Source organism: Ignavibacteriales bacterium (assembly GCA_026390775.1).
GTDB lineage: Bacteria > Bacteroidota > Ignavibacteria > Ignavibacteriales > Melioribacteraceae > Fen-1258.
Genome location: JAPLFF010000003.1, coordinates 487,698 through 500,648 on the forward strand (window position 1 = coordinate 487,698; position 12,951 = coordinate 500,648).

Annotated in this window: 12 protein-coding genes, 2 tRNA genes and 1 pseudogene; 11 read left to right on the top strand and 4 right to left on the bottom strand. The window is 33.7% G+C overall.

Annotated elements, in window-relative coordinates; translation table 11 throughout:
- Positions 1-12: 12 nt before the first annotated feature.
- Genes NTZ27_02465 through ftsE form a run of 4 tightly spaced genes read left to right on the top strand, consistent with a single transcriptional unit; the run spans position 13 to position 3,681 of the window.
- Complete coding sequence (locus tag NTZ27_02465; GenBank protein MCX6173600.1) at positions 13-1,281, top strand: GWxTD domain-containing protein; 1,269 nt, start codon at positions 13-15, stop codon at positions 1,279-1,281.
- Between the two features lie 3 nt (positions 1,282-1,284).
- A complete protein-coding gene (gene pdxA / locus NTZ27_02470) occupies positions 1,285-2,271 on the top strand; it encodes a 4-hydroxythreonine-4-phosphate dehydrogenase PdxA (GenBank protein MCX6173601.1) in 987 nt (328 codons plus the stop codon).
- Positions 2,229-3,002 carry a class I SAM-dependent methyltransferase gene (locus NTZ27_02475; GenBank protein MCX6173602.1) on the top strand — a complete coding sequence of 258 codons (774 nt, stop codon included), beginning with the start codon at positions 2,229-2,231 and terminating at the stop codon, positions 3,000-3,002. The genes pdxA and NTZ27_02475 overlap by 43 nt, the downstream gene beginning before the upstream one ends.
- The gene (ftsE, locus tag NTZ27_02480) at positions 2,995-3,681 is read left to right on the top strand and encodes a cell division ATP-binding protein FtsE (protein MCX6173603.1); all 687 of its coding nucleotides are present in this window, start codon (positions 2,995-2,997) and stop codon (positions 3,679-3,681) included. The genes NTZ27_02475 and ftsE overlap by 8 nt, the downstream gene beginning before the upstream one ends.
- On the opposite strand, the gene NTZ27_02485 is transcribed toward ftsE, so the two are convergent.
- The 4 genes from NTZ27_02485 to NTZ27_02500 all read right to left on the bottom strand — a co-directional run bounded on the left by NTZ27_02485 (position 3,674) and on the right by NTZ27_02500 (position 5,290).
- Positions 3,674-4,321 carry an adenylate kinase gene (locus tag NTZ27_02485; protein ID MCX6173604.1) on the bottom strand — a complete coding sequence of 216 codons (648 nt, stop codon included), beginning with the start codon at positions 4,319-4,321 and terminating at the stop codon, positions 3,674-3,676. The two genes, ftsE and NTZ27_02485, sit on opposite strands and share 8 nt — an antisense overlap.
- Positions 4,322-4,406: 85 nt before the next feature.
- Positions 4,407-4,877 carry a nucleoside deaminase gene (locus NTZ27_02490; protein ID MCX6173605.1) on the bottom strand — a complete coding sequence of 157 codons (471 nt, stop codon included), beginning with the start codon at positions 4,875-4,877 and terminating at the stop codon, positions 4,407-4,409.
- A gap of 172 nt (positions 4,878-5,049) precedes the next feature.
- Positions 5,050-5,123: transfer RNA gene (locus NTZ27_02495), tRNA-Arg, on the bottom strand.
- A gap of 93 nt (positions 5,124-5,216) precedes the next feature.
- Positions 5,217-5,290: transfer RNA gene (locus NTZ27_02500), tRNA-Arg, on the bottom strand.
- Positions 5,291-5,577: 287 nt separating this feature from the next.
- Between NTZ27_02500 and glmS the strand changes: the two genes are divergently transcribed.
- From glmS to argF, 7 genes and pseudogenes are all read left to right on the top strand, one after another.
- Positions 5,578-7,410 (top strand): glutamine--fructose-6-phosphate transaminase (isomerizing), encoded by a 1,833-nt coding sequence (gene glmS, locus NTZ27_02505; protein MCX6173606.1) that lies wholly within the window; start codon positions 5,578-5,580, stop codon positions 7,408-7,410.
- 18 nt (positions 7,411-7,428) lie between these two features.
- Positions 7,429-8,748 (top strand): cyclic 2,3-diphosphoglycerate synthase, encoded by a 1,320-nt coding sequence (locus NTZ27_02510; protein MCX6173607.1) that lies wholly within the window; start codon positions 7,429-7,431, stop codon positions 8,746-8,748.
- Entirely contained in the window at positions 8,745-9,689 is a 945-nt protein-coding gene (arcC, locus tag NTZ27_02515; protein ID MCX6173608.1) for a carbamate kinase, read from the top strand. Before NTZ27_02510 ends, arcC begins: the two co-directional genes overlap by 4 nt.
- A 61-nt stretch (positions 9,690-9,750) precedes the next feature.
- A pseudogene (locus NTZ27_02520) lies at positions 9,751-10,684 on the top strand (hypothetical protein).
- A gap of 279 nt (positions 10,685-10,963) precedes the next feature.
- Positions 10,964-11,545: a hypothetical protein gene (locus NTZ27_02525; protein ID MCX6173609.1), complete on the top strand. Its 582-nt coding sequence runs from the start codon at positions 10,964-10,966 to the stop codon at positions 11,543-11,545.
- Positions 11,532-11,960 (top strand): SxtJ family membrane protein, encoded by a 429-nt coding sequence (locus tag NTZ27_02530; GenBank protein MCX6173610.1) that lies wholly within the window; start codon positions 11,532-11,534, stop codon positions 11,958-11,960. Before NTZ27_02525 ends, NTZ27_02530 begins: the two co-directional genes overlap by 14 nt.
- A 44-nt stretch (positions 11,961-12,004) precedes the next feature.
- A complete protein-coding gene (gene argF, locus NTZ27_02535; protein MCX6173611.1) occupies positions 12,005-12,937 on the top strand; it encodes an ornithine carbamoyltransferase in 933 nt (310 codons plus the stop codon).
- Positions 12,938-12,951: the final 14 nt, after the last annotated feature.

Below are 12,951 nucleotides of genomic sequence, written 5' to 3' on the forward strand. Positions count from 1 at the left end.
AGCATGGTTCGATTGAATTTTAAAAAAATATCTTTCTTTTTTTTATTTTCTTTTTTAGTTACTATTTCGGCACAACAAAGAGAAAGACACTTTCAGTTTTCAAGGGTACCAATCTTTTTAGAGAAGAATATTTTCTTTTATGATAGTTCTTCTGTCTGTTATTTTTCATATAGAATCCCATTTAAGGAATTATTTTTTACAAAGAACGACAATAAATATACTGCTGGATTTGTCTTTGACCTTGAAATCAAAAACGCTGATAAAATTGTTGATCGAAAATCCTTAAAAAAATCAGTTGTTGTTAACTCTTATGAAGAGACTAAAGCTGTTGATAATTATGCCCAGGGTGTTCTGAGTATTGAAAACAAAAGTCAAGAATATGTAATCTATCCTTATATAAGTATAATAAACAGCAATCAAAACATTCCACTTGATTCAATATCTGTTCACAATAATCTAATCCTTAAAGAAAAGATTGGCAGACCAATCGTGGTTCAGAATAATGAATCTCTGTGTGAATCAAAGAATAGCTTTCAGCTTGTTAATTTTATGAATACAATACCGTTCTCTCTCAATAATTATTCAATTCTCATCCCGGTTTTAGATTCAACAGCGAAGGAATTGAATATAAAAATCGAACAAGATGGGAAGGAAAAAGTTAATCAAAAAATTACTGATTACTTCCATAATGGATATGATCTCAAAGAATGTGAAAATATGATTGTTCTTTATTCCGATAAGAAACTTCTGAATACAAAGTATTTTATTATGAAAAATTTTAGTTATTTTCTAGAAGAAGGGAATGCTCGATTAATAATCTCGAGAGACAATGCAAAGCCGGTTGAGTTTGAATTTATTGTTCTATGGAATGATAAACCTAAATCTCTTATGAATCCTGAATTCGCAATTCAAGCTCTCGGAGCTATTGAAAGCGCACAAAAAATAGAAACACTATTAGATTCAGATAAAAATGAATATGCCAAAGTTCTTAAGAAATATTGGGATGATAAGACCGGTAACAAGAAATATGCATTCAATGAACTTGAGAACGAATATTACAAACGAGCAGATTATTCGATTGATAATTTCAGTACAGTTAGTTATCCTAATGGTACGAAATCTGACCGTGGGAAAATATATATGAAGTACGGTAAACCTGATGAGATAAAACGGGAGTATTCAAATTCGAACATTGTTGTAGAAATTTGGAAATACCCAAAACTAAAAAAAGAATTCTCTTTTACGGATAAATCGGGATTAGGGAACTATACGTTAGACTAAAAAATGAAAACACTTGCGTTTACATGCGGTGACATAAACGGTATCGGTCCGGAAATCTGTATAAAGACCATCAATCAGATCTATAGCCCGGCTGAAAGAAAAATTGTATTATTTTGTCCTTCAAATATTATTGAAGAAGAATTACTCAGCACTACTCATTCATTTAGTTATCAGATAATTAAAGATAAATTCCCGCAAAATTTAGATCCTTCATATGTTACGATCATAAATATCGGTAACTATAAACAGCAAGTTGGCAAACCAACTATCTTTTCTGGTAAAGCTGCGTTCGCATCGCTAAAGAGAGCTTATGAAGCTGTATCATTAAAATTAGCCGATGCAATTATTACAGCTCCGGTTTCAAAAACAGCATTTAAATATGCCGGAATAAAATATCCCGGACAAACTGAGATACTTGCAAAATTTTCTAAATCAAAAAATTATTTGATGGTTTTTCTATCTAATAAATTTATTTGCGGATTGACAACAATACATGAACCAATAAATCATGTAAGCAAGCTGATAACAAAACAAAGAGTTGTTGCTGCTATTAAAACCCTTCACGATACTTTAGTAAAAGATTTAGACAAAAGTTCACCAAAGATTGCAGTTCTTGGATTAAATCCGCATGCTGGAGAGAATGGGTACATCGGAAAAGAAGAATTATTATCTATAGCTCCCGCTTTAAGATCAGTCAAAAATATTTCAGTAGAGGGTCCTTTTGTACCGGATGCTTTTTTCGGCAATCATAAGTATGAAGATTACGATGCTGTTCTAGGTATGTACCATGATCAAGTCTTAATACCTTTTAAGATGATGAATTTTAATAGTGGTGTAAATTATACAGCAGGACTTCCAATCATTCGCACTTCACCAGATCACGGGACAGGATTTGATATTGCAGGCCGCGGAATTGCTAATCCACAAAGCATGCTTGAAGCAGTTAAATGGGCAGAAAAAATAATTACGAACCGGAGACAAAAAAAATAATTACCGTAAACAATTACTCCGCTATTGCAGAGATTTATCCACACATAATGCGTTCCATCAATTATGAAAAATGGGCTGATTACATTTATCAAATTAGTAAAGAAGTAAAGAAAAAAAATATTTCAGTATTAGAACTTGCGGGTGGAACAGGACATATTGCAGCTAATCTCAGCTCTAGAATAAAAAAAATTATCATTTCAGATTTATCCTTCTCAATGTTGTCATATCTTAAAAATTTCCAATTATTAAAAATATGCTGCGATATGAAATCTCTTCCGTTTAAAAAGAAGTTTGATTTTATTTTCTCCACATTTGATAGTGTAAATTATCTTAACAAGAAAGAGAATATTAATAAATTGTTAGACGGCGTCAGTAATTGTCTAACTGATAACGGACTATTTGCTTTTGATGTTAGTCTTGAAAAAAATAGTTTGAAATATGAGAAGTATCTTAACCGAAGAGGTAAGGTAAATGGTGTAGTTTTTCAGCAGAGAAGTTTCTTTGATAAACGTACTCGAATTCATTATAATCACTTTGAATTAATACTTGCCAATGGCAAAAAGGTTGAGGAAATTCACAAACAGAAAATTTACTTATTCGAAGATTATTTTAATTTTATTGATAAGTCGGATTTTTATGTACACAAATGTTATAAAGCATTTACTTTCGAAAATGCAGATGCAGAAACAGAACGGGCACAATTTATCTTAAAGAAAAAATCTTATGCTTAGTTTTAATCACGTTGATTTTCAATATTCAAATCAACCGGTCTTTAATGACTTAAATCTTCAAGTAAGTCAAGGCGAGTTTGTTTTTCTGATCGGTAAGAGCGGAGTGGGAAAAACTACCTTACTCAAAATGATTTATATGGATTTGTTACCCGATTCCGGAGATGTTCAAGTGGGTGATTATTCATCAGAGTCCATACGAAATAAAGATCTTCCTTTTTTAAGAAGAAATATCGGAGTTGTATTCCAAGATTTTCAATTGCTTCAAGACAGAAATGTTTACGATAATTTGGCATTCGTTCTTCAAGTAACGAGCATTCCTAAAAAACAGATTAAAAGAAAAATACTTAATGCACTTTCTGATGTAGGATTGGCGCATAAACAAAACAATATGCCTCACCAACTTTCCGGTGGAGAAAAACAACGTGTAGCAATCGCACGTGCAATAATAAATGATCCGTTCTTAGTACTTGCCGATGAGCCAACAGGGAATTTAGACCCTGAAACAACTGAAGAAATCTTAACAATTCTTAAAAAAATAAATTCTCGAGGAACCTCGATGATCTTTGCTACACATAATTATGAAGTAGTTAGAAGAATAGATTCGAAAATAATAAGGTTGGAGGGTGGCAGAGCAGTAAAGGTATTGATCAAAAAGAAAGGGGAACCAGAAACTAATTAATATTTATCATCCCTAAGATTTTATTTGTCACTTCTTCTATACTTTGAGTTCCATTAACTTCAATAACACGTGTTTTGTCTGAGTAATAATCAAATACTTGAGAAGTAGTTTCGTGATAAACTTTTAATCTGCGCTTGATTACTTCTTCATCATCGTCTTTGCGTTTATAGTAACTATTAGTTGATTTACATACATGACAAGTATAATCTTCTTTATATTCGCTCTTACCGATGATATTTCCGCATTTGTTACAAACTAATCGGTTCGTTAAACGATCAATGATAATATTATCATCTACATTTAATTTGATTATGAATGACTTTTCAATGTAAAGTTCTGCAAAAATATTATCGAGTATTTTTGCTTGAGCAATCGTTCTAGGAAAACCATCTAATATAAATCCGTTTTTACATTTATCTTCTTTTAAAACTTCTAAGATAATTCCTGCCATAACATCATCAGGTACAAGTTCGCCTTTCTCCACAATAGCTTTTGCCTTTTTACCAAGTTCTGATTCTTTTTTAATTGCTTCACGTAAAATATCGCCAGTTGAGATATGAGCAATGTCCATCTTTAAAGCCAAAATTTTTGCTTGTGTTCCTTTACCAACTCCTGGTGAACCAAAAATTATTATTTGCATATAGATTGTATCTCGTGTGGGTTTGAAGTTGAATAATTTCTAAAAGAAAATTAAACAGAATTGTGAAAAGATGCCAATCAAGATTTTATTTGGATTCATTTCTTTTTTGTAGAAAGAATTTTTCAATAAGATGTTTAGATTCATCTGCATAAATTCCGGAAAAGACATTAGGTTTATGATTGTATTTTCCGCTTTCTAAAATGTTAAATAATGATCCGGATGCACCAAATTTCGGTTCATAAATTCCAAAATAAATATTATTTATTCTTGTAAGAAGTATAGCACCGCAGCACATTACACAAGGTTCAAGAGTTACATAAAGATCGCACTGATCAAGAAATTTTGATTGAAGATGATTAGAAGCAGCTGTAATGGCGAGCATTTCAGCATGAGCAGTGGAATCTTTTAACATTTCAACTTGATTATGACCACGTCCGATTATTTTATTTTGATGAACTACAACGGCACCGATAGGGACTTCATTTAATTCAACGGCTTTTTCGGCTTCTTGAAGTGCGGCATACATGAATTTGTAAACTTGTTCTTGGAAAAGCATAATTAATAATTGAGAATTTAGAATTGCGAATTATTAACGGAAAAACTGAGACAGAAAATGAGAATGTGATTTTATTAAAATGAAAATGCTGTTAACTTCCAATACTTTATACTCCAGTTGTGGTTGTTAGTAAAATTCTCAATTCGACATTCTCAATTTGCCATTAAATGAGTACGCCCGGAAGGATTCGAACCCTCAACCCTTTGATCCGAAGTCAAATGCTCTATCCAGTTGAGCTACGGGCGCATATAAATGTACAATGGTTGGTGTGTCCTTGAAGATGTAAAACAACTAATTTTCCATCAACCTTCATACATCTTTCATCAATCATTAATTTTGTACACCCGCAGGGATTCGAACCCCGAACCTCTTGATCCGTAGTCAAGTGCTCTATCCAATTAAGCTACGGGTGCATTAAATCTCATTAACATTACAAATATAATATTAACAGTTTTAACAAACAATTTAGCATGAAATTGCAACTCACGTATAGTTGTATTGATAATGCTGCTAATTTTTCTCAAATTAACAACACAAAAATTCATTAATAAGATAAAAAAGAATGAATAATTATTATCTAACCTCAATAGAAAATTTTTGTTCTCGAAAGCTAAATGAGCTTTTCTTACGTCCTTGTCCAGATCATTAAAAATCCCCCGTACCTTACCAAAATTTGTATTATTTAATAGGAGATAACTATATGTGTGGAATTGTAGGATATATTGGTGATAAAAATTGCGTTCCGATTATAATCGAAGGACTTAAAAGATTAGAATACCGAGGATATGATTCAGCCGGTATAGGAATAATTAATGGTAAAGAATGCAAAGTTGTTAAGACAAAAGGAAAAGTATCCGAATTAGAAAAACTTGTCTATAAAGAAAAACTCGAATCAAACTTAGGAATCGGACACACGCGCTGGGCTACACATGGGGAGCCCAGCACAGTTAATGCCCACCCGCATTTGAATAAAGATAAAACTTTATTTCTCATTCACAACGGAATCATTGAAAACTATTTATCACTAAAAAAAGGATTACTTAAAGAAGGTTATGAATTCCTAAGTGAAACAGATACAGAAGTACTTGCTCATTTAATAGATCATTACTTAAAACTAAAACACTCACTTTTCCAAGCTGTAAGATATGCTTTGAATGAAGTTGAAGGCACTTACGGAATTGCAGTAATCTACAAAGGAGAACCCGATAAAATTATTGCTGCACGAAAAGGTTCACCGCTTGTTTTAGGAATTGGTGATAATGAAAATTTTGTAGCTTCAGATGTTAATGCATTAATAGCTCACACAAAAAAAGTTGTTTATTTAGAAGATGGAGAAATAGCTGAAGTTTATAAGGATAAGTTCGAAACCAAGACCGTTGCTGATGAAACAATTATAAAAGAAATTCATCAAGTTGATATGAAGATTGATGAATTAAGTAAAGGCGGATACGCTCATTACATGCTAAAAGAAATTATGGATCAACCCGAATCAATCTACAATTCTATGAGAGGCAGATTAGTTTATGATGAAGGAGTTCCTAAACTTGGTGGTTTACAAGGATTTGAAGAAAGAATAATTAATTCAAGAAGGATTATCCTTGCTGCTTGCGGCACATCTTGGCATGCTGCTTTAGTAGGTGAATATATGATTGAGCAGTTTGCTGGTAAAGCAGTAGAGGTTGAATATGCATCTGAGATGCGTTATAGAAATCCGATAATTGATAAAGATGATACAGTTATTTTTATTTCTCAAAGCGGTGAAACTGCTGATACATTGGCTGCAATGAAAGAAGCAAAGAAAAAGGGTGCATTATGTATCGGTATTTGTAATGTTGTTGGTAGTACAATTGCACGTGAAAGTGATGCGGGTGTTTATATTCATGCCGGACCGGAAATAGGAGTTGCTTCTACTAAAGCATTCACTTCTCAGATTGTTGTACTGGCGTTAATAACGTTATTACTTGCTAGAAAACGGAACATGAATTTGCCGCAGGGTCAGGAAATAATAAAGAGTATGCAAGAGCTGAATAAAAATGTTGAGAAAATACTTGGGCAAAACGAATATATAAAGAGTATCGCAGAAAAATATGCTGACTCAAAAAATTTCTTGTATTTAGGAAGAGGATATCATTTCCCTGTAGCTTTAGAAGGTGCATTAAAACTAAAAGAAATATCCTATATACATGCAGAAGGTTATCCTGCTGCAGAAATGAAACACGGACCCATTGCTTTGATTGACGAAAATATGCCTGTAGTTTTTATTGCAATAAAAGATTCAGTTTATGAAAAAGTAATAAGTAATATACAAGAGGTTAAAGCAAGAAAGGGTAGAATACTTGCTATTGTTAATGAAGGAGATACTCAAATCGAGGAAATGGTTGATCATGTTATAAAAATTCCGAAAACAAATGAAATCCTTTCACCAATTTTGAGTGTTATTCCTTTACAATTAATAGCTTATCATATAGCAGTAATGAAAGGATTGAACGTTGATCAGCCGCGTAATTTAGCAAAGAGCGTAACAGTTGAATAAAAATAAATGAGGTAAAAAATGCCAAGAACAAACGTCCTTATTATGGGTGCTGCAGGACGAGATTTCCATAACTTCAATGTATTTTTCAGAGATAACGAGAATTACAATGTTGTTGCTTTTACTGCCACTCAAATTCCAAACATCGATGGTAGAATTTATCCTACAGAATTAGCCGGAAAACTTTATCCAAACGGAATAAAGATTTACGAAGAATCAGAACTTGTAGCTTTAATCAAGAATCTAAAAGTTGATGAAGTAATATTCGCATATTCTGATGTAACTTATGACTATGTAATGAACAAAGCATCAATTGTAAATGCTGCTGGAGTATCTTTTAGATTAATGGGTTCTGAAGAGACAATGATTAAAAGTACAAAACCTGTTATTGCAGTTTTAGCAGTTAGAACCGGTTGTGGTAAATCTCAAACTTCAAGAAGAATCGTTTCACTTTTACAGAAAGCAGGGAAGAAAGTTGTTGCAATTCGTCATCCCATGCCTTACGGTAATTTAGTGAAACAAAAAGTTCAAAGATTTGCAACAATTGATGATTTAAAAAAACATGAATGCACTATTGAAGAAATAGAAGAATATGAACCGCATATTGCACGAGGCGGAGTTATTTACGCTGGTGTTGATTATGAAGCAATCCTTCGCGAAGCTGAAAAAGAAGCAGATATTATTTTATGGGATGGCGGAAATAACGATATGTCTTTCTATAAAGCTGATTTAACTTTTACGGTTGTGGATCCGCATAGACCTGGTCACGAAATGCGTTACTATCCCGGCAACACTTCCTTAAGAATGGCAGACGCTGTAATAATTAATAAAGTAGATTCAGCAGATGAAAATGGAATTGTAACTGTTAGAAATAATATTCACGCTGTAAATCCAAAAGCGATTGTTATCGAAGCAGCCTCTCCAATAACAGTAGATAAACCTGAACTCATTACGGATAAACGTGTGCTTGTTGTTGAAGACGGTCCAACTCTTACACACGGTGAAATGAAATACGGAGCAGGAACTGTGATTGCACGAAAACTTGGTGCAAAAGAAATTGTTGATCCAAGACCTTACACTGTAAATTCAATTTCAGATACATTTAAAAAATATCCGAACATTGGTGTACTTCTACCGGCTATGGGTTATGGAGATGAACAAATAAAGGATCTTGAAGAAACAATTAATAAAACAGATTGTGATTCTGTTGTAATCGGAACTCCGATTGATCTTGGCAGAATTTTAAAGATCAATAAACCGTCAACAAGAGTAATGTATGAATTGCAGGAAATCGGCGTGAATACATGCGAGTCAGTTCTTAAATCAAAAGGTCTAATATGAAAAAGATTGCGGTTGTTGCATTTGGCGGCAACGCACTCTTACGCGCAAATGAAATTGGAACCATTGAACAGCAAGAGAAGAACACACTCGATACTTGTGAGAAATTAATTGGTTTACTCAGAAATGGTTACAATATAATTATTACTCATGGTAATGGTCCGCAAGTAGGAAATATTCTTCTTCGAAACGAAGCAGGATATTCACAATACAAGATTCCCAAAATGCCGTTAGATATTTGTGTAGCTGATTCACAAGGAGGGATTGGCTACATGATTGAGCGGCAAATGCGTAATGCAATTAGTAAAACAAATCTTCGTAGAAATGTTGTTGCGGTTATTACCGAAACTCTTGTTGATATTAACGATCCCGCATTTACAAATCCAACAAAACCAATTGGCCCGTATTATTTAAAAGAAGAAGCTGAACTTTTAGCAAAAGCTAATAATTGGGTTTTTAAAGAAGATGCTCGAAAAAGAGGTTGGAGAAAAGTTGTCGCTTCTCCAAAACCGATTGATATCATGAATAAAAAAGTTATTAAGGATTTAGTAAATCATGGTCATATCGTAATTGCAGTTGGTGGCGGAGGAATTCCGGTTTACTGGCATACTGATACAAAATATCTTGAAGCCATAGAAGCTGTTGTTGATAAAGATTTAGCTTCATCTGTATTGGCAAGAAATATTAAAGCAGACAGATTTTATATTATTACAGACGTTTCTAAGGTTTGCATCAACTTCAACAAACCAAATCAGAGAGAACTTAATAAACTCAGTGTGTCTGAAGCTAGAAAGTACTACGATGCTGGTGAATTTCCAGCCGGAAGTATGGGACCTAAAATTCTTGCTGCAATAGAATTTGTAGAAGAGACAGGAAATGAAGCAATCATAACTTCTGAAAGTGAAATTGGAAAAGAAAATTGCGGGACAAGAATAACGTTGTAAATAATCAAGAGCATGATCGTGCTCTTGATCTTAATCTTTCTCAAACTTTAAGAAATGGTTAATGAATTCATACATCCTCGGCATATCAGCTTATTATCATGATTCAGCCGCATGTTTAATACGTGACGGAGAAATTATTGCTGCCGCTCAAGAAGAAAGGTTCACACGTATAAAACATGACCACAGTTTTCCTAAAAATGCTATACGTTTTTGTTTACAATATGCCGCTATATCAATAGAGCAGTTGGACGCGGTTGCTTTCTATGACAAACCGATAATAAAATTCAACCGCTTACTAGAAACTTACATGAGTTTTCCGGGACGCGGTTTAAAATCTTTTTTAATGGCAATGCCTTTATGGTTAAAAGACAAACTTTGGATGCAAGATTTGATATCCAAAGAATTAAAATATAAAGGGAAGATTTTATTTCCTGAACATCATGAATCGCATGCTGCTTCTGCATTTTTCCCTTCTCCGTTTAAGCGTGCTGCTTTTTTAACGATTGATGGATGTTGGAAATGAAAATAGAGTTGAAATAATTTCTGAACTACATTATCCGCATTCTCTCGGACTTTTATATTCTGCGTTTACTTATTTCACCGGATTCAAAGTTAATTCCGGTGAGTACAAGGTAATGGGACTCGCTCCGTATGGTGAACCAAAGTATGTCCAGAAAATTTATGATCATTTAATTGATCTGCGTGATGACGGTTCGTTTAAGATGAATATGGAGTATTTCAACTACAATACCGGACTAACGATGACAAATGATAAGTTTGCAAAATTATTCGATGGACCGCCAAGAAAACCGGAAACAAATTTGACTCAGCGTGAAATGGATTTAGCACGGTCTGTTCAAAATGTTACCGAAGAAATAATGATTCGCATGGCTCGTAATATTAAAAATGTGACAAATGAAAAATATTTATGTCTGGCAGGTGGTGTTGCTCTTAATTGTGTCGGAAACGGGAAACTGTTAAGAGAAAATATTTTTGAAGATATCTGGATCCAACCGGCAGCAGGTGATGCAGGCGGAGCTTTAGGTGCGGCGATGATAGCACATCACCATTACTTTAATAAACCAATTGTAAAAAATAGCAGTCGAGATTTACAGAAGGGATCTTATTTTGGAACCGAGTACAATGATGATGTGATTGAAAAATTTATTAAGAAGCATAAACTAACTGCACAAAGACTAAAACCGGAAGAACTTATTGAAAAAGTAAGCGATTTAATAATTCAAGAAAAAGTTGTAGGGTGGTTTCAAGGCAGAATGGAATATGGGCCGCGCGCTCTTGGAGCCAGATCTATTATTGGTGATGCACGTTCATCTGAGATGCAGAAGAAAATGAATCTAAAAATTAAACATCGGGAAAGCTTCCGCCCATTTGCGCCAACGGTTCTTGCAGAAAAAGTATCCGAATGGTTTGAACTCGATCGTGAAAGTCCGTACATGCTTTTAGTTGCTGATGTAAAAAAAGATAAACAACGAGTAATGGCAGACGAAGAAAAGAAATTATGGGGTATAGCTAAATTAAATATTGTGCGTTCGGAAATTCCGGCAGTTACTCATGTTGATTACTCAGCAAGAATACAAACTGTTCACAAAGACGATAATCTACTTTATCACAGATTAATCGAAAAGTTTTATGAAAAAACCGGATGCCCAGTAATAGTTAATACTTCATTTAATGTTCGTGGAGAGCCGATAGTAGAATCTCCTCTTGATGCTTATAAATGTTTTATGAGAACGGAAATGGATAATCTCGCTATTGGTAATTTTCTTTTTTACAAAGATGAACAGCCGAAATTTAATGACGAAATAGATTGGAAGGCGAAGTATGAGTTGGATTAAAGATGTTGTGCATGAATTAGGTGAACTTGACATTTCGAAGAAGTCGCTAAAGAAATTTGGTATTACAGTCGGTGGAATTTTACTTCTTTTCGGGATAATATTATTATGGCGTAACCATTGGCAAAATTCGCGCGGTTACTTTATTGGTTTTGGAATCTTCCTTTTTTTTGTCGGATTGATATCACCGCAAAGGTTGGTCAATATTTATAAGGTATGGATGGGATTTGCTTTTGCTTTAGGGTGGGTAATCTCTAGATTTATTTTAATAATTTTGTTTGTGTTTATTCTAACTCCGTTAGGTTTTAGTGCCAAACTATTCGGTAAGAAATTTCTCGACCTGAAATTTAAGGACGGCAAAAACTCTTACTGGATCCCAAAAGAAAAAAGAAAAATTGATTATGAGAAAATGTTCTAATACTTATTTTTGTGGTAATAATAAATTAAAATAGAAGGTGCATCATGGCAGTAAATATGAAAGGGAAAAGTTTACTAGAAATTAATCATCTCACGCTAGAAGAGATTTATCAAATATTTGATTTAAGTGCTGTATTAAAACAGAAAAGATTAACTGGTGAACCTCATCGTGTATTAGAAGGGAAGAAATTGGGAATGATCTTTTCAAAACCATCAACAAGAACTCGTGTTTCTTTTGAAGTTGGAATTTACGAGCTCGGTGGTTACGGAATGTTTTTCAATCAAAATGATTTACAATTGAAGAAAAGTGAAAGTATTTCTGATACTGCTAAAGTGCTTTCACGTTATCTCGATGGAATAATGATTAGGACTTTCGACCATCAAGATGTTGTTGATTTAGCAAAGTATGGTTCAATCCCAGTAATTAACGGATTAACGGATCTACATCATCCTTGCCAAGTCCTTACTGATTTGTTTACAGTTCTAGAAAAGAAAAGAACTTTGCGCGGTTTAAAATTAGCTTACATCGGCGACGGCAATAACATGGCGCATAGTTTACTTCACGGCTGTTCAAAAGTTGGAATGGATATTTCAATCGCTTCTCCTTCCGGTTACAAACCTTTGGATTTTGTTGTTAATGAATCGAAAGCGAATGCTAAGTATATGGGAAGTAAGATCGAGATTTTTAATAAACCGATTGATGCCGTGAAAAATGCAGATATTATTTATACAGATGTTTGGGCAAGTATGGGACAAGAAAAAGAAGCTGATGAACGAAAGAAAAAATTTGCCGGTTTTCAAGTAAATGCAGAAATGGTAAAACATGCAAAAGAGGATTATATATTTATGCATTGTTTACCTGCACATCGCGGTGTTGAAGTCACAGATGAAATTTGCGATTCACCTAATTCAGTAATTTTTGATGAAGCAGAGAACAGATTACATGTTCAGAAAGCAATTATGGCTTTGTTGATGTAAAGCAGATCAAAATA